Genomic DNA, 16,545 nt, shown 5'->3' with positions numbered 1-16,545 from the left:
ATTTATTATTTTTTAAAGTAAATTTCTAGTAAGGGTGATGGTTTTACCATGTCATAATAAGTATTGTCAGAAAAATAAATTTCATTTGTACTAACATCTTTTAACCAAAATGTAATTAGTCCAGGCATCACTACTTCAATTGTATATGGGTTAGCAAATGTATTGGATATAAAACCATCTTTTTTCACTAGATCTTTAACTGACCGGCCTGTATAGGAACACCAATGGAGGCGGTAATTACCCGATAAATTATGATTAGTACTCATGAGAGCTTTGATCTTAATTCTCTGTGTCTTACCGAAGACAAAATTTGGTGATAAGTGGTCAGAAATCTTATTAGCTGAAAATTTAAGCTGCAGATCTTTATTTGTAATACGGCTTATGTCTAAAAGACTTTGACTATCAGCTTCCGATAAATTGTTATTTATCGTTGTGAAATAATTTGCAATCAGCTTGAGTTGCACAGTATCTTTTAAAGTTTTGCTTACATTGATAAGAGTTTCTAATTTACTCTGTAAACTGTCAATACTTGTGTTATTATTAATTGATTTATTATTATAAAAATCTTGCAGTCCTCTAAGTTGCTCGAGTGCTTCCTTTCTGTACTTTGTAGTTTGGTCTTTTGTTTGAGCATTGATTTCGATTACTGGTATTAAAACCAAATAAACAATGATAAATATTTTTTTTGTCATATTCCTACTGAATTAGTTTCATGAAAATATTTGATAAGATTGTAGATGAATTATAACATTTAAGAATGTGTTTTCAAAAAGATTGGCTTTTTCATAGGTTTTAAATTTTTACTAAGCTAGGAAAAATATTTTTACTTTAATATAACTTATTGAAAACTATACTCTTGATTTGTAACAGCATATTTTTTACAGGAGTTTTTTTCAGACGGAAAAAGCGACTATACTTTATTTAAGCTCAAAAGAATAAGAAAATACCGTGTCTATTTGGTACAAGAGAGCCAAAATTACCCAAATACGGATATTTTTGTCTTTAAGTACCTTTATTGGTTGACCATTCTGTTAAACAGAAACGACTGTGTTAAGGTATGGCTAAAATCGGTTAAGGTCTAGTGTAAAATGGCTAACTTTAATATGCAGTTGGCGTTAAGCCCAACAAAAATGCTGTATAACTGAATAACTTCAAACCTTAAAATTTACATTATGAAAAAGGCAAGCATTCTAATTTGCACGATTTGTATCGCCTTATTAGGCACAAAAAGCCAGGCACAGGAATTTTATGTCCGAGGTGGCTTAGGCTTCGTTACGGAATCCGGAAAAACAGAATTTAACAATGCCGACCCGAATGGGCTGACACGGATCCAACAATCTACAGACATTACTGTAAATCCCGATGGAAGTATGCGGGTAAAATCTCTAAATGGAACTTTAGGTGGCGGATTTAAAGGAAATATTACAGCTGGATATATGTTTAATAATTACATAGGAGCTGAAGTTGGTTTCAATTACTTTTCGGGATATGACAAAACCATAGGAAAACTAACCAGCCCGCAGATACAGTCTGAAGAAGTAGCCTATCTGAGAGGATTGGACATCATTCCTGCTATTTATATCACTCCAGGTTTAAGCAAATTGAATCCTTATGCAAGAATTGGAGCGATTATACCAACAGCTGGAAAGCTTTTTATTGAAACAACAGCCAATCAAACCAACGGTGGCGGTCAAGGAACCGACATTCATGTTGATGCTAAATCAGAAGTAGAATCAAAATTCAGTATTGGTTTTGTTGGTGCATTAGGTGTTACGTATCCGGTAGCGCCAAAACTGCAAATTTTTGGAGAAGTAGAATTTAAAAATTTGAGTATCAAGAGCAAATCAGCAGAAATAACAGAATATAGAACTACGGCTGTTACTAATGGAAATGCTGTATTAGTTCCAGGCCAGCAATTAGCGGATCTTCCTGTTAATGAGAAAAAATTTGTTTTTTCTGACACATTTACGCAAGGAGCGCCAGATCCGAACTCTCCTAGAAGAATACCAACGCAGTATGTAAATGCCAGCGGTATAGGAGTGAATGTAGGTATACGTTATAGTTTTGGAAAATGAAAAAGCTAGCCGCATATTGTATCTTTCTGCTCTTTGCAGGAATACAAACAGGACAGGCCCAATCTGTTACAGGGAAATGGAAAACCTTTGATGATGAAACCGGTGATGCCAAGTCTATTGTCGAAATCTATGAGAAAAACGGCAAGATTTACGGCAAGATTATAGAAATCCTTGAAAAGGGAAAAGAAGACAAAACCTGTGATAAATGCAAAGGCAGTAAAAAAGACAAACCTGTAAAAGGAATGGTTATTATTGAAGGACTCTCTAAAGATGGAGACACATGGGAGGACGGTACTATTTTAGACCCTAGAAATGGGAATGAATACAAATGTCGTATCAATCTCGAAAATAGTGATAAACTCAAAGTACGTGGTTATTTAGGTATTTCTTTATTAGGAAGGACACAATATTGGACCCGCATTTAAAAACAAAAAGCTCCCAATCCGGGAGCTTTTTTATGCGTTCTTTTTCCTTTTTCTTTTTCTCAAAATAGGAGAGGAAGGATATTTTCTTTTTGGTGTCAGGTTGTTAAAAATCAAAGCTACAATTAAAAGAATAAGTGCACCACTCAATACCGGAAAGATAACATATCCATATCCCAGTTCTTTTATCTGTGGTCCGCCGGTAACAGCAATTAAAGCCGTAGCTCCACCTGGTGGATGTAAGGTTTTTGTTATCTGCATCAATACGATAGATAAGGATACGGCTAAAGGTGCGGCAATCCATAAAACATCAGGAACCAGCTTTTGGGCCGTAACACCCACAAGGGCAGAAACAACATGTCCGCCAATCAAATTGCGGGGTTGCGCCAAAGGACTATGAATTACGCCATATACCAACACACAAGAAGCTCCAAAGGAACCTATCAGAAATATAAAATCATTTTCGTTGAACGATCCATATTGTAAATAGGCGATAAGTCCCATTCCGACAAATGATCCGATAAATGCCCAAAAATGTTCCCTAAAATCAACCAGCGTTTCTTTATAAAGGACATATCTGGTTTTGCGATAGGTTCGTTTGATTTTTTTTATAGGCATTAGGCGGTTGTTTTGGCAGTGTAGGTATATACCGTATAAGGGCAAAGCTTTTGGGCTACGTATTTAGAAACTAAAGAAACAACCAATATAGGCCAGAATAAAACATAACTACCTACGAGTCCACAGACTAAAAACAAGGCGGTAAAAGGTGCGCTAATACTAGCACTAAGCATGGCAGCCATTCCTATAACCATAAAATTGAGCGGAATTACTCCTGCATCAAAAAAACGGTTGGATAAAAAAGCTAACAAAAGACCAAGAAGTGCTCCAATAAAAATACTAGGAGCAAAAACACCACCATCGCCTCCCGAAGAAAGCGTAACTGAAGTAAGGATTGGTTTTAAAAGTATACAGGCTGCTAAAGTTAAAAGCACAGAAATAGCAGGAGTTGTACCGGAAGTTGCTATGTTTTCTTTTACAGCATGATAGCCGTCCCCAAACAATTGAGGAAAAAGAAACAACCCGATTCCAACAATCAATGCTCCAAATACAACTCTATAATACGGCGTCTTTATTTTTAAAAACCAAGATTTGATTTGCAATACGCATTTTGTAAGATAAACGGAATTCATACCTGCAAGTATCCCTAATAAAATGAAATAAGGAATAGCATGGTAATGCCAAGTGGAAAGGCCAATGGCAAAAAGAGGCTTTTCATCCATAAAAAACAAAAAGACTCCTGCTACACCAGTAGCGATGATTGTTGCAAATAAGAACGATTTGGATGCTTTTTTTGAAATGACTTCATAAGCAAACAATAGACCGGCTATTGGACTGGCAAATAAGGCAGCAACGCCAGCTGAAACTCCGGCACAAATCAGCTCTGTCTTATATTTTTTCAAAAAACTTTCTTTAGAATGCGCTATTGAACCTACTGCCGCAGAAGCCACCACGGTAGAAACTTCAATTCCTGTAGAACCTCCAAAAACCACTGTAATCAGTCCGTTGATAAAATGTGATGGGATTTTATAAGCAGGAAGGCTTTTGCCGGGTTTGGTACTTTCAAAGACTTCTTTGATTCCTTTGTTTTCCTTATTCTTAAAAAGATATAGCCTTAAAAAATAAATTACTGAAAGTCCTAAAAACGGAAGTATTAAAAGCAGGAAATTATACTTTTCAGCCCTACCGAAAAATACTCCTTCATAATGTTCAGTTATATGTTTTAGCGAAATGGCCAGAAGTGAGGCCAAAAAACCAACCAACACTGCTGCAAGAGCAAGCTTAAGCCACATTAGCCCAAGCAGTTTTTTACGAGTTTGCATCTTATTTTCAGGATTTATGCAAAGATAGCTCATCTATAGGTTTTCTACCTTATAATTTAACGTTTTAAATAGGGCTCCGGTTCATAAAATCTGAGAAAAATAATGCTTACAAGTGCCCATTTACGGCAATGTTTAGTATATTTACGGTCATTCAATCCATCTATAATTTAATACGATTATGAGTTATTATCAAGTCAAGAATCTGGAACAATACTTTAAGCATTATAACAAATCCATACGCGAACCGAGGAAATTTTGGGACAAAATTGCTGATGAGAATTTTACTTGGTACCAGAAGTGGGACAAGGTTGTAGAATTTGACATGCAGGAGGCTGACGTTAAGTGGTTCTTAAATGCTAAAGTCAATATTACTAAAAACTGTATTGACAGGCACTTGGCAAAAAGAGGAAATAAAACGGCTATTATTTTTGAGCCGAACGATCCGAAAGAAGAAGCCCAACACATTACTTATAATGAGCTATACGATAGGGTAGCAAAAATGGCCAATGTTCTTAGAGAACAAGGAATAAAAAAAGGGGATAGGGTTTGTATTTACCTTCCTATGATTCCGGAATTGGCAGTTTCTGTCTTGGCTTGTGCCCGAATAGGAGCCGTTCACTCTGTTATTTTTGCTGGATTTTCTGCTTCGGCAGTAACCACAAGAGTCAATGATTCGCAGTGTAAAATGGTGATCACATCCGATGGAGCCTACAGAGGAAACAAATCAATCGACCTTAAAGGTATTATTGATGAGGCTTTGGAAAAATGTCCTACGGTAGAAAAAGTTCTTGTTGCCAAAAGAACCAATGCGGAAATCAATATGAAAACAGGCCGCGATTTATGGTTGCAGCCTTTATTGGAAGCAGCGGTTCCTAATAATGTAGCTGAAATTATGGATGCGGAAGATCCGTTGTTTATTCTTTATACTTCGGGTTCTACAGGAAAACCAAAAGGGATGTTACACACTACTGCGGGTTATATGGTTTTTGCAGCCTATACGTTCAAAAACATATTCAATTACGAAGAAAACGATATTTACTGGTGTACTGCTGATATTGGTTGGATTACCGGGCACTCTTATATTTTATACGGTCCGCTATTGAATGGTGCGACAACCGTAATTTTTGAAGGTGTTCCGTCTTATCCTGATTTCGGAAGATTCTGGGAAGTAATCGACAAACATAAAGTAACTCAGTTTTATACGGCTCCAACTGCCATTCGTTCTTTAGCTAAAGAAAATAGCGAATGGGTTGAGAAACACGACCTCTCAACCTTAAAAGTAATTGGTTCTGTAGGAGAACCGATTAACGAAGAAGCATGGCACTGGTATAATAACCATGTGGGTAAAAAAAGATGCCCAATTGTAGATACCTGGTGGCAGACAGAAACCGGAGGAATTATGATTTCACCACTGCCTTTTATAACACCAACAAAACCTACCTATGCTACATTTCCTTTACCGGGAATCCAGGCGGTTTTAATGGACGAAAAACGTAATGAAATTGAAGACAACCAGATTGTAGGAAGTCTTTGTATCAAATTCCCTTGGCCTGGAATGGCACGAACCATTTGGGGCGACCACCAACGATTTAAAGAAACCTATTTTACAGCCTTTCCGGGTAAATACTTTACAGGAGACGGTGCATTACGTGATGAAGTAGGCTATTACAGAATTACAGGCCGTGTTGATGATGTGGTCATTGTTTCTGGTCACAACTTAGGAACGGCTCCTATTGAAGATGCGATCAACGAACATCCGGCAGTAGCTGAATCAGCCATTGTTGGTTTCCCTCATGACATTAAAGGAAATGCCCTTTACGGATTTATTATCTTGAAAGAATATGGTGAATCCAGAGACAGAGCCAATTTGGCAAACGAAATCAACCAGCACATTTCTGGCCATATTGGACCAATTGCAAAACTGGACAAAATTCAGTTTGTTTCCGGACTGCCAAAAACACGTTCCGGTAAAATTATGAGAAGAATTCTGAGAAAAATTGCAGAAGGTGATTTCTCAAATTTCGGAGATACGACAACGTTACTTAACCCTGAAATTGTAGAGGAAATCAAGAACGGTAGAATCTAAATTTATTTAAATTGAATTATATAAAAACAGCTTCAAGACAAGTGCTTGAAGCTGTTTCTTTTTTAGTTTTTGAGATCCAATGTTCTTACATCTCCATTAGGTGTTATGATATGGTATAATTTCTTGGTTTCTTCTTTTGGTTTCTTCTTTGTTTTGTACGTTATAGTAAACTCCATCACATATTGGATGCCCACCACCGGAGAGTCAGGATTCATAATCTTGTCAAAAGAATCGATATCAATACCCTCATAATAAAAAGTCTTGTCTTTTCGCTGTTCTTTTCGAATCATTACTTTGTTAGTATTGTAGTACTCGTTATAGTAACTGATATCTGAACTCTCAGCAGCAGTATAGTTTTTATATTGTTTTCCTGGTTGTATACTATAGAAATTTACAGACAATTGTGGAAATTCTTCAAAATCCCTTTTTCCCAATTTGTCATAAACCTTGCTTCTGGATTTTAAAACTTCATTGGCTTCTGAAAGCATTTCATCATAGATTTTTTCGGTATCGGTTTTTTTGTAATCCACTTTGATGATGTTATAGATTTCATATTCCGATGCCATATCAATTAACCTATCAAACAGGCTGGCATCTTTTAGTTTGATAATGATATTCTTTTTTATTTCAAATCCCTTTTCCACTTGACTGATATTGATTTGGCTTGATGTAGTAGACGATTTATAATCGTAAATCTTAGTTTGAGAAATAAAATCTACAAACATTTCTTCTTCCTTGATTCCCATTTTTTTTAAAGCACTTTTAAAACCATCCAGACGTTTGTTGATTTTGGCATTGCAATCTTTTACAGACAGCGCTTCATCATTAAGACCTAAAGTAACCATATAAGAATCGGGTTTTACATTGTTTAGGATAGCAATGCGATAGGTAATGCCATCATCATTATAACTGACTTTCTCGGCATTTTGAAATCCACCTGTATTTTTATAGTTATACGGATTCTGGTTAGTATACACCTGATTAGCGCCATGCTGTGCATAAGTCATTCCAAAAAATAAAATACCTGCAATTGTGATTTTTAATTTCATCTTGATTTCTGTTTTAGATTAATGATGCAAGATTAGGTTGCTATTCAAAATTGGGTACAGTAAAACCACTTTCCTTTGGCTGTAACCTTTTTACAGTAGTTTTACAGCAGATTTACACTAGATTTTTATACCTTTCCAGCTACTTTTGAATTCATTTTATTGATGACTGAATTAGACTTTTTCCAACTTTTGAAACAAGAAGTGCTTTTGGCCTACCAGAAGCAGTATCCTTATTTTAAAGGAAACTGGAAAAGTTTTTCTTCTCAAGACATTCAGAATCTAATCGAATTGGTTGAAGAAAAAACCAGGCAGAGTATTAGCGAAAAATGGATTTACACGCATCTTAAAGCCGAAATCAATTCCAAGCTGCCAAGAAAAGACATGCTTGACATTTTAAGCCAATTTTCAGGGTTTTCCGGTTGGGATGAATTTGTCTTTACCAATAAGGAAATAACTGTAGGGAAGAAAGAAAGCCAATCAAAAAAAAGAAAAAAGTATTTTATTGGCGTTGGCCTTTTAGTTGTTTTAATTGTTACGATTGTGTTTTTAGCTTATCCAGAAAAAAAACCGATACAGAAATTGCAGCTGAAAAATGAATTTACGAACGAAACCATACAAGCAAAAGAAGTAAAAGCCTATACAATTGAAGACAATAAAAAAGTGGAGATTCCTATCCGAAATTCTGAAATAGAAGTCGCGGTAAAAGACGAAAACACAAAGATTGTCATCCAAAGTCCTTATTATAAAAAACAGGAAGTAAAAGTAAATAAGGCTTCAGATAAGACTGAAATTTTATTACAGCCGGATGATTATGCGATGATGCTTAAAGCTTTTATGAAATCCGACATTAAAGATTGGGAAACTAGAAAAATACAGCTTAATAAAATTTTATCGGATAATCTGGAAGTTATTGTCATGCTAAAAAACGATTTGGGAGCCGAATATTTCAACAAAAATGAATTTTCTGAAAAACTGGTTATTCCTACCGAATCCGTTAAGAGAATGCAGATTCTGGAGATTAAAAATGACAATGAAGGAAAAATTGAATTTATTAGAATCAAACAATAATGAAGTATTTTACATTCATACTATTCCTTTTTTATAACTGTGCTTTTGCACAGCAAGCCAACAATGCCGCTATAGAGAACAGTATAAAAGCTAACTTTTCTATAAAGGTTTTAGAGGCTTATGAAGAAAATTCCTTTTCAAAAGTGGAAGATTTTTATGAGCTTTTGGAAATGTATTCGGATAAAAATGCTTCAAATACACTTCAAAAACAACTTGAAGAAAGGATTGATGCCTTGTATAAAGAAAACATTTTAGTTTCCGATTTTTTTACTTCTGACAAGATATCAGTAAACAAATTGCTTGATAAAATAGCTTCTAAAGGATTGAAATTTGAAGTAAAGAATATCCAGAAAGTAAAAACATTTGGCAATTATTGGACAACATCTTATATACTGACCATTCAAAGAGAGGCAGAAACCCTGCAAAAAAACATATCTCAAAGAATTTATTTCTACCCGGAAGAAAAAACGTTTGGAAACAAAAAGAAAGAAGTCTGGAGTCTTTTTTTAGGTGAGATAGAATAATGAACTAATAAGAAATTAGTTTCCTGAAATTACTTTCTGCCTATGCAGGTTTCCCCATTTTTCCATTGCAATTAATACTTCTCCCAAGGTTTCGCTATACTCTGTCAGTGCATATTGTACCGTGATGGGTTTCGTATTACAAACCTCTCTGCTTACAAGTCCATTCATTTCCAGTTCTTGAAGTTCCTTTGACAGAATGCGGGGCGAAATTCCTGCTTCTCTTGACAATTCATTAAATCCTCTTTTTCCATTTCTTAAAATAGAAAGAAGGACCAACTTCCATTTCCCACCTACAACATCTAATGTGTCTCGGATGGCTAGTTTGGCCTTAGAGCATCTGTCTTCTGTATGCATTTCCATTATACTATTCTTTTTGTAACTACTATTCTTTTTGTAACAGATAACAAATGTATAGTATTTCTTTTAAAATTTGTACCAACAATTAAAAATAGAAATAAGATGAAATTATTAAGATTAATAACCAGCTTCAAAGGCAATGAATCCTTGAGTTTCCAATTGGGAAATGCGATTGTGGAAAAAATCAAAACACAACACCCGGAAATTGATAGTACTACACGAAATCTAACAAAAAATGAAATGCCGCATTTGAATGAGCTTCATTTCAATTCATTCATGACACCCACGCAAGACCTTACGGCAGAACTGAAGGATGCAGTATCTTATTCAGATGAAGCCTTAAAAGAATTGTTACCTGCTGATATAGTGGTTATAGATGTACCTATGTACAATCTGAGTATTCCTTCATCGCTTAAAGCGTGGATAGACCATATTGTAAGGGCGGGTATCACTTTTCGTTATTCAGAAGAAGGAATAGAAGGATTGCTGAAAGATAAAAAGGTGTTCCTGGCAATAGCAAGTGGAGGAATTTTTTCAGAAGGACCATTGAAAGAATTTGATCTCACTGAAAAATATTTGCGAAATGTATTAGGTTTTATCGGCATTACAGACATAACCGTTTTTAGGGTTGAAGGTACAGCCATGCCACAGTTTAAAGATGAAGCTTTACCAAAAGCACTTGAGTCCGTAGCTGCATATAGTTTATAAACACAAGGTGATTTAAGGCAGAAGCTACCGCAATTTAGCATAGCGAAGCTGTCGGTTTTCCAAAGGAAAATGGTTATATTTACATGAGACAAATAAAGACCAAAAATGAAGAAAATAGGATTTTTATCGTTTGGACATTGGGCGAATCATCCCGCATATAAAACCCGTACGGCAAGCGATACTTTGCTTCAATCTATAGACTTGGCTGTTGCAGCCGAAGAGATTGGTGTAGATGGTGCTTATTTTCGGGTACATCATTTTGCAGCTCAGTTAGCATCTCCATTTCCATTACTTTCGGCTATTGGTGCCAAAACAAGTAAGATAGAAATCGGAACAGGCGTAATTGATATGCGTTATGAGAATCCGATGTATATGGTAGAAGATGCCAGTGCTGCCGATCTGATTTCGGAAGGACGATTGCAATTAGGAATAAGCAGAGGTTCACCAGAACAGGTAATCGAAGGATGGCGCTATTTTGGATACGAACCAACCGCAGGAGAAAACGATGCCGATATGGGACGCCGTAAAGCCATGGAATTTTTACAAAGACTGGATGGTGTTGGTTTTGCCCAACCAAATCCAAATCCGATGTTTCCGAATCCACCGGGTTTATTACGTTTGGAACCGTACTCCAAAGGATTACGCGAACGTATTTGGTGGGGAGCTGCTTCTAATGCTACTGCTGTTTGGGCCGCTGAAAATGCCATGCACCTTCAAAGTTCTACTTTAAAATTTGATGAAAGTGGCAAACCTTTCCATGTGCAACAAGCCGAACAGATTCGATTGTATAAGGAAGCATGGAGAAAAGCAGGGCATCCGGGCGAACCAAGAGTATCTGTAAGTCGTTCTATTTTTGCATTGGTAAACGATCAAGACCGTCTTTATTTCGGACAGGAAGCCAATAGGGTAGACCAGATTGGAATGATTGAACCTGGCAGAAATGCCATTTTCGGACGAAGCTATGCTGCGGAACCAGATAAACTTATAAAAGAATTGGCTGAAGATGAAGCGATACAGGAAGCGGATACGCTACTTTTAACGATACCTAATACTTTAGGAGTAGATTACAATGTTCATGTATTGTCATCGATTCTGGAGCATGTGGCGCCGGGACTGGGATGGCGTTAGGTTTTACCGATTATGAACTTTGCGACTCTGCGTCTTTGCGTGAAAATAATTGCTCGCAAAGACGCAGAGCCGCAAAGTATTAAAAATAGAATAACAACTTAGTACAAAATAAAATCTCAGCCTAAAAGCTGAGATTTTTGTTTTTGTATAAACTTCTGAAATCGTTGTAATTATTCTAATCAGTGGCAAGCAAAAAAAAAACACCAACTTTCGCCGGTGTTTTAAAAGTAATTGTCTCAAACGAATCTACTTAATAATCATGGTATATTCTCAATTACTTTTTTTTAGGTACAATTAAAAATTATTTATTATTGATTACAGAAAAAACATTCTTCTTGAAATTTCGGTACTGATAAAAATGTACTTCAATCTTTTCTTTGAACTCATTATGAGAATTCAGGAAAAAGGTTTCACATTGAAGATCTTCACATTCTTTCAATACTTCTAATTTTCGGTCATAATTAATTAATTCTTCTTGAATTTCAGAATTCTGAACCTTGAAATCCTTCATCTTTTCCAAGATATTTGAATACGATTTGTCATTTTTAGCTCCCAATAAATTGGAAAATAAAATGATTTCTTCTTCAATGATAGCCACTTCATCTTTCCAACGATCAACATCCCTGTTGATGAAAAACTTTTGCAAGTCGTCCTGGTCCTGATGTATTTTGATTACCTCTTTTTTCATGGTCATTATTTTTGCAAAGCGTCTGGTTGTTCTACATTCAGGATTTTTATTGCATTCATTCCTGATGGGAATTGCCACATGATTTCATCAGAAACCGCATAGCCAAATAAAGCTAGTCCCATAGGAGCCAGAATTGACAATTTGTTTTTTGAAATATCGCTTTTTTCCGGCGTAACAATCTGGAAGCTTTTCGGATCACCAAAAGGCATCTGTACTGTTACGATAGAATTAAACCTTACAATTTCTTCCGGCATGCTTTCTTTTGCTATAATCGTTGCCGATTTAAGCTCATTAGCCAGCTTTTCGATAGAAGCCTTGTAGGTTTTGTCTACATTATGACCTGCATTAGAGATAATCTGTCGCAGCATTTCATATTCTCTTTTCTCGATGATTATTTCTTTCATGATTCACTACAATTAATTAAGGGAAAATACCACGTTGTATATAAGCAGTCTCAATTCTGGAAATAGCCAGAATGTATGCAGCTGTTCTCCAGTCTAACTGCTTTTCGTTTACGATATTTTGCACTTTTTTGTAGTTTTCAGTAAGCTTCTTTTCAATTTTAGCCATTACTTCATCCAATGGCCAAAGCTCACCATTACGGTTTTGCAACCATTCGAAGTAGCTACCAATAACACCACCTGAGTTACATAGAATATCTGGAATAATAGTTACTCCTCTTTCCAAAAGAATTCTTTCTCCTTCATTGTCTGTTGGTCCGTTAGCACCTTCAGCAACAACTTTAGCTTTAATGTCATAAGCATTTGCAGCAGTAATTTGGTTACCCAAAGCTGCAGGAATGATGAAATCACAATCTAAAGCGAAGAAATCTTTAGGCTCCATTTCTTTAGCACCGGCAAATCCCTGGATAGATCCTTTTCTTGGTTTTGAGTGCTCGAAAAGATCATTAACAGAAATTCCATTCTCATTGATGATTGTAGCGTGTGCATCTTGTACAGCTAATAATTTAGCTCCATCTTTTTCCATGAAGTAAGAAACCCAGTAACCTACGTTTCCAAATCCTTGAACGATGTATTTTTTTCCTGCCAAAGTCTCATTCTTGTTTTCAAAGAAAAGTTTCAATGTCAGGTAAACACCAAATCCAGTAGCACGGTCACGACCTTCTAATCCACCAGAACCAACAGGTTTTCCTGTTACTACGTGTTTGTTATTTGATCTTTCAGCTGGAGATTTTGTTGACATATAGGTGTCAGCAATCCAAGCCATTGTTTGTTCGTTTGTATTAACGTCCGGAGCAGGAATATCCAACTCTGGTCCGATATTATCACCCAAAGCGAAAGTAAATCTTCTAGTGATTCGCTCTAATTCTGAAAGCGAATAATCTCTTGGGTTAATTTGGATACCACCTTTAGCACCACCGTAAGGCAATCCAGCTAATGATGTTTTCCATGTCATCCACATTGCCAAAGCTTTGGCATCATCTCCATCCATAGTAGGGTGGAATCTTAAACCTCCTTTGTATGGTCCAAGAGCATTGTTATGCTGAACTCTGTAGCCAGTAAATACTTCTACTTGTCCGTTATCCATTTTCACAGGGAAGTGAACAAGGATTTCATTATTCGTAATTGATAAAATCTTCCTGATATCAGGATTCAAATTCATAACGTCTGCAGTTTTATTAAACTGTTCCATTACGTTTTCATACATGCTTTTTTTAGCAGGTTCTTTTGCAGTAATCATAATTCTATTGATAGTGTTCGCAGTATATTTTTTTGTTCTCTTGCCAAGCGCAATAATTGCTTTTCTCGCAATTAATGCATAATCCTATTTTTATCTGTTGTTGCAGTACTTCCAATGTGCATGATTTGATGCCGTTAAAAATATTTTCAGTACAAGTAATAATCGGATTTTGGGCTTTAGAAGATTTCTTAATGGAAACCTCCTGTAAATTTTGTGACATAATAACTTTATTCAATTATGGTGACGTGCCATAAAACAAACTGTGTGCCATAGTGTGATACATTTTTAATAATATTTGATAATCAGTTAATTACTCTTTAATTAATTTTATAACCTAAATAAATGCTGGAGAGAAAAGTACCAATCGGGTAAAAACTCCCCGGACTTTAAAGTAGCTTTTGTCTTAATGTTTTTCTATCTATCTGCAGAATTTCTGCTGCTTTTGTCTTGTTATCGCCCACTGCATGTAACACTTTTAGGATATGGTCTTTTTCTATATCTTTTAAAGGCTTTAGAACTTCTCCCTCAGTAGGTTGTTGGTATTTCAGATAATCAGGAATGTCAACTATATCGATTGCGAGATCGCACATAATAATCATTCTCTGTATAATGTTTTCCAATTCTCTTACATTTCCCGGCCATGAATGTCTCACAAGGATTTCAACGGCCTTGTCAGAAATCGTACAATTCGGTTTTCCGTATTCGATACCGTATTTCTTCATAAAGGTAGCGATTAAAGGATAGATGTCGTTTTTTCTTTCTCTTAAAGGTTTAGTTTCGATACCTACTACATTGAGTCGGTAGTATAAATCTTCGCGAAAACTTCCTTTTTGTACCATTTCATATAAATCGTTATTGGTGGCAGAAATGACCCTAACATCAATTTTCTGGGCTTTCTGTGAACCAATCATAGTCACTTCTTTTTCCTGCAAAACCCGTAGCAATCTGGTTTGAACTGCCAATGGAGCCGTACCAATTTCATCTAAAAAGATAGTTCCACCATTTGCAGCCTGGAATAGACCCATTTTGGTTTCATTAGCGCCTGTAAAAGCTCCTTTTTCATAACCGAATAGTTCTGATTCCATTAAGTTTTCAGGGATTCCCCCGCAATTCACAGCCACAAAAGGACTTGATGCAAAAGAACCTTTAAAATGGATAGCTCTTGCAATCAGTTCTTTTCCGGTACCGCTTTCACCTTGAATCAAAACGGTAGCTTTATTATTTTTTACACGTTGAATAACGTCTATTAAATTCTCAAATTGCTCAGAATTGCCCACGATTCCGGCATAATTGGTAATCTTTTTATCTGAATCGAGAAGGGCAGGAGCACTTTTTTTCTTAGTGCCTATTTTCCCTTCAAACGAATTTTGTACTGCTTTTTTTAACTCCTCGCTTGTAAATGGTTTTACCAAATAATCTAAAGCTCCAGATTTTACAGCATTTACAGCCGTATCAACCGAAGGAAAACCAGTAATAACGAGTTTAGGAATTTCCGGAAAATGTTCTTCAGCAAATTTGATTAGCTCAATTCCATTTAAGCCTGGCATCTGTAAATCGGTAATCAATAAATCAATGGCTACGACTTTAAGAATGTCAATAGCTTCCATTACTGAAGATGCCTTATAGGTATGGAAATTCTGCGCCTTTAAATTACGTTGCAGCAATTCAAGCATATCATAATTGTCATCAACAATCAATATGTTTTCTTTCTTTAGCATTTTACGAATTTAAAGGGAGTCTTACTTGAAAAATTGTACCTTTTGGATGGTTATCCAGCGCAATGATGTCACCTCTATGGCTTTTTACAATACCATGAACAACACTCAGACCTAAGCCGGAGCCTTCACCAATAGGTTTTGTGGTAAAAAAAGGTTCAAATATACGGGACTTGATTTCTTCAGGTATACCGCTTCCTTCATCGGCAATCTCAATATAAAAATTGCTTGCGTCGTCAGTAACTTTTACGGTAATACTGCTGTTTTCAGATGCTACATAAATGGAGTTGATCAGGATATTGAATAAAACCTGTGTCAATTGGATATTGTCAATCTGTGCTTTTAATTCCGGATTGTCAAAAATCAGTTCATAAGAAACCTGTGCCTTTTTAAAATTAGGACCAAGCAATGATAAAGCTTCGACTACAATTGGTTTAATCGAAACGATTTCCATGTTTTGTGGCATTTCGCAAGAGAAGAACATCAATTTCTTGACAATCTCTCTGGAATAAATTGCGGCATTGATAATTTTTGAAACGTCTTGAGTAACCTGTCGGTCGATGTTCTGCTCATTTATCAATTCAGCAAAGCCAAGTATATTTCCTAATGGAGTATTGAGTTCGTGGGCAATTCCGGCGGTTATTTCACCAAGAATAGACAGTCTGTCAATACGCTCAACACTTCTTTGCAGCTGTTTTTCCCTTTCACGAACGTGATTTTTTTCAATATAATTGCCGATTTCCAAGGCAACTTTATCTAATAATTGTTGTTCTTCTTCCTCTAAGAAAAAAGCATCGCTGTCTGACGGGTAATGTACCTTGACAAAACCAGCTTCTTTTTCAAAGATAAAAATAGGACTGGTTTGAAAAATGGTGTCTTTCGGAAGTGTAGAAGTTGCAAAATAAAAATCGTTGTATTTTAATTCTACAATGCTGTCATTACTGAATCGCCATGCGATTTTCACTATCTCGCAGATTTCTTTTAATACAGATTCTGAACAAGTTGCATTAGTGCTTGTAGTTTTTGAAATATCATAGAGGCAGCTCAATTCCTTGATCCGTTCTTTCAGTTTTTCTTCTGTTGATATTTCAAGCATTATTGCCTAATTTATAAATAGTGGACCGCAAAGTTACTTATTAAATAG

The 16,545-nt window shown here is 35.9% G+C and carries 17 protein-coding genes; 7 read left to right on the top strand and 10 right to left on the bottom strand.

Annotated elements, in window-relative coordinates:
• Positions 1-5: 5 nt before the first annotated feature.
• Positions 6-692 (bottom strand): hypothetical protein, encoded by a 687-nt coding sequence (locus FJA49_RS06240; RefSeq protein WP_139999964.1) that lies wholly within the window; start codon positions 690-692, stop codon positions 6-8.
• Between the two features lie 480 nt (positions 693-1,172).
• On the opposite strand from FJA49_RS06240, the gene FJA49_RS06235 reads away from it, so the two are divergent.
• On the top strand, positions 1,173-2,075 hold the full coding sequence (locus FJA49_RS06235) for an outer membrane beta-barrel protein (protein ID WP_139999962.1): 903 nt from the start codon (positions 1,173-1,175) through the stop codon (positions 2,073-2,075).
• Positions 2,072-2,500: a DUF2147 domain-containing protein gene (locus FJA49_RS06230; protein ID WP_139999960.1), complete on the top strand. Its 429-nt coding sequence runs from the start codon at positions 2,072-2,074 to the stop codon at positions 2,498-2,500. Before FJA49_RS06235 ends, FJA49_RS06230 begins: the two co-directional genes overlap by 4 nt.
• Positions 2,501-2,530: 30 nt before the next feature.
• On the opposite strand, the gene FJA49_RS06225 is transcribed toward FJA49_RS06230, so the two are convergent.
• The gene (locus FJA49_RS06225) at positions 2,531-3,115 is read right to left on the bottom strand and encodes an HPP family protein (RefSeq protein WP_139999958.1); all 585 of its coding nucleotides are present in this window, start codon (positions 3,113-3,115) and stop codon (positions 2,531-2,533) included.
• Positions 3,115-4,410 carry a chloride channel protein gene (locus FJA49_RS06220; RefSeq protein ID WP_233590079.1) on the bottom strand — a complete coding sequence of 432 codons (1,296 nt, stop codon included), beginning with the start codon at positions 4,408-4,410 and terminating at the stop codon, positions 3,115-3,117. The genes FJA49_RS06225 and FJA49_RS06220 overlap by 1 nt, the downstream gene beginning before the upstream one ends.
• A 145-nt stretch (positions 4,411-4,555) precedes the next feature.
• On the opposite strand from FJA49_RS06220, the gene acs reads away from it, so the two are divergent.
• Complete coding sequence (gene acs / locus FJA49_RS06215; protein WP_139999956.1) at positions 4,556-6,463, top strand: acetate--CoA ligase; 1,908 nt, start codon at positions 4,556-4,558, stop codon at positions 6,461-6,463.
• 62 nt (positions 6,464-6,525) lie between these two features.
• Here the strand turns inward: acs and FJA49_RS06210 are convergent, their stop codons facing one another.
• The gene (locus FJA49_RS06210) at positions 6,526-7,512 is read right to left on the bottom strand and encodes an SIMPL domain-containing protein (protein ID WP_139999954.1); all 987 of its coding nucleotides are present in this window, start codon (positions 7,510-7,512) and stop codon (positions 6,526-6,528) included.
• A gap of 162 nt (positions 7,513-7,674) precedes the next feature.
• Here FJA49_RS06210 and FJA49_RS06205 point away from each other — a divergent pair, with 162 nt between their 5' ends.
• Complete coding sequence (locus FJA49_RS06205) at positions 7,675-8,580, top strand: 6TM ABC transporter family protein (protein WP_139999952.1); 906 nt, start codon at positions 7,675-7,677, stop codon at positions 8,578-8,580.
• Positions 8,580-9,104 carry a hypothetical protein gene (locus tag FJA49_RS06200; protein WP_139999950.1) on the top strand — a complete coding sequence of 175 codons (525 nt, stop codon included), beginning with the start codon at positions 8,580-8,582 and terminating at the stop codon, positions 9,102-9,104. The genes FJA49_RS06205 and FJA49_RS06200 overlap by 1 nt, the downstream gene beginning before the upstream one ends.
• 15 nt (positions 9,105-9,119) lie before the next feature.
• Here FJA49_RS06200 and FJA49_RS06195 read toward each other — a convergent pair whose 3' ends face one another.
• Entirely contained in the window at positions 9,120-9,464 is a 345-nt protein-coding gene (locus FJA49_RS06195) for a winged helix-turn-helix transcriptional regulator (protein ID WP_139999948.1), read from the bottom strand.
• Between the two features lie 99 nt (positions 9,465-9,563).
• Here FJA49_RS06195 and FJA49_RS06190 point away from each other — a divergent pair, with 99 nt between their 5' ends.
• Both FJA49_RS06190 and FJA49_RS06185 read left to right on the top strand, forming a co-directional pair.
• Complete coding sequence (locus FJA49_RS06190) at positions 9,564-10,169, top strand: FMN-dependent NADH-azoreductase (RefSeq protein ID WP_139999946.1); 606 nt, start codon at positions 9,564-9,566, stop codon at positions 10,167-10,169.
• Between the two features lie 105 nt (positions 10,170-10,274).
• On the top strand, positions 10,275-11,297 hold the full coding sequence (locus FJA49_RS06185) for an LLM class flavin-dependent oxidoreductase (RefSeq protein ID WP_139999944.1): 1,023 nt from the start codon (positions 10,275-10,277) through the stop codon (positions 11,295-11,297).
• A gap of 301 nt (positions 11,298-11,598) precedes the next feature.
• On the opposite strand, the gene FJA49_RS06180 is transcribed toward FJA49_RS06185, so the two are convergent.
• The 5 genes from FJA49_RS06180 to FJA49_RS06160 form a co-directional block, all read right to left on the bottom strand.
• Positions 11,599-11,985, bottom strand: coding sequence for a hypothetical protein (locus tag FJA49_RS06180; RefSeq protein ID WP_139999942.1), 387 nt, complete (start codon positions 11,983-11,985; stop codon positions 11,599-11,601).
• Between the two features lie 5 nt (positions 11,986-11,990).
• A complete protein-coding gene (locus FJA49_RS06175) occupies positions 11,991-12,389 on the bottom strand; it encodes a GreA/GreB family elongation factor (protein WP_139999940.1) in 399 nt (132 codons plus the stop codon).
• Positions 12,390-12,405: 16 nt separating this feature from the next.
• Positions 12,406-13,686 (bottom strand): Glu/Leu/Phe/Val family dehydrogenase, encoded by a 1,281-nt coding sequence (locus tag FJA49_RS06170; RefSeq protein ID WP_139999938.1) that lies wholly within the window; start codon positions 13,684-13,686, stop codon positions 12,406-12,408.
• Positions 13,687-14,072: 386 nt separating this feature from the next.
• Positions 14,073-15,404: a sigma-54-dependent transcriptional regulator gene (locus FJA49_RS06165; RefSeq protein WP_139999936.1), complete on the bottom strand. Its 1,332-nt coding sequence runs from the start codon at positions 15,402-15,404 to the stop codon at positions 14,073-14,075.
• 1 nt (position 15,405) lies between these two features.
• Positions 15,406-16,497 (bottom strand): sensor histidine kinase, encoded by a 1,092-nt coding sequence (locus FJA49_RS06160; protein WP_139999934.1) that lies wholly within the window; start codon positions 16,495-16,497, stop codon positions 15,406-15,408.
• Positions 16,498-16,545 lie beyond the last annotated feature (48 nt).

The sequence above is a fragment of the Flavobacterium microcysteis genome (assembly GCF_006385255.1).
GTDB classification, from domain to species: Bacteria; Bacteroidota; Bacteroidia; order Flavobacteriales; family Flavobacteriaceae; genus Flavobacterium; species Flavobacterium microcysteis.
Note: the sequence above shows the minus strand (reverse complement) of the source record. Positions and strands in the feature narration are given on the sequence as shown.

Coding starts and splice junctions, on each gene's coding strand:
- FJA49_RS06240 (WP_139999964.1), bottom strand. CDS start 692: ATGACAAAAAAAATATTTATCATTGTTTATTTGGTTTTAATACCAGTA.
- FJA49_RS06185 (WP_139999944.1), top strand. CDS start 10,275: ATGAAGAAAATAGGATTTTTATCGTTTGGACATTGGGCGAATCATCCC.
- FJA49_RS06205 (WP_139999952.1), top strand. CDS start 7,675: ATGACTGAATTAGACTTTTTCCAACTTTTGAAACAAGAAGTGCTTTTG.
- acs (WP_139999956.1), top strand. CDS start 4,556: ATGAGTTATTATCAAGTCAAGAATCTGGAACAATACTTTAAGCATTAT.
- FJA49_RS06210 (WP_139999954.1), bottom strand. CDS start 7,512: ATGAAATTAAAAATCACAATTGCAGGTATTTTATTTTTTGGAATGACT.
- FJA49_RS06190 (WP_139999946.1), top strand. CDS start 9,564: ATGAAATTATTAAGATTAATAACCAGCTTCAAAGGCAATGAATCCTTG.
- FJA49_RS06235 (WP_139999962.1), top strand. CDS start 1,173: ATGAAAAAGGCAAGCATTCTAATTTGCACGATTTGTATCGCCTTATTA.
- FJA49_RS06200 (WP_139999950.1), top strand. CDS start 8,580: ATGAAGTATTTTACATTCATACTATTCCTTTTTTATAACTGTGCTTTT.
- FJA49_RS06175 (WP_139999940.1), bottom strand. CDS start 12,389: ATGAAAGAAATAATCATCGAGAAAAGAGAATATGAAATGCTGCGACAG.
- FJA49_RS06165 (WP_139999936.1), bottom strand. CDS start 15,404: ATGCTAAAGAAAGAAAACATATTGATTGTTGATGACAATTATGATATG.
- FJA49_RS06180 (WP_139999942.1), bottom strand. CDS start 11,985: ATGAAAAAAGAGGTAATCAAAATACATCAGGACCAGGACGACTTGCAA.
- FJA49_RS06160 (WP_139999934.1), bottom strand. CDS start 16,497: ATGCTTGAAATATCAACAGAAGAAAAACTGAAAGAACGGATCAAGGAA.
- FJA49_RS06230 (WP_139999960.1), top strand. CDS start 2,072: ATGAAAAAGCTAGCCGCATATTGTATCTTTCTGCTCTTTGCAGGAATA.
- FJA49_RS06220 (WP_233590079.1), bottom strand. CDS start 4,410: ATGAGCTATCTTTGCATAAATCCTGAAAATAAGATGCAAACTCGTAAA.
- FJA49_RS06170 (WP_139999938.1), bottom strand. CDS start 13,686: ATGATTACTGCAAAAGAACCTGCTAAAAAAAGCATGTATGAAAACGTA.
- FJA49_RS06195 (WP_139999948.1), bottom strand. CDS start 9,464: ATGGAAATGCATACAGAAGACAGATGCTCTAAGGCCAAACTAGCCATC.
- FJA49_RS06225 (WP_139999958.1), bottom strand. CDS start 3,115: ATGCCTATAAAAAAAATCAAACGAACCTATCGCAAAACCAGATATGTC.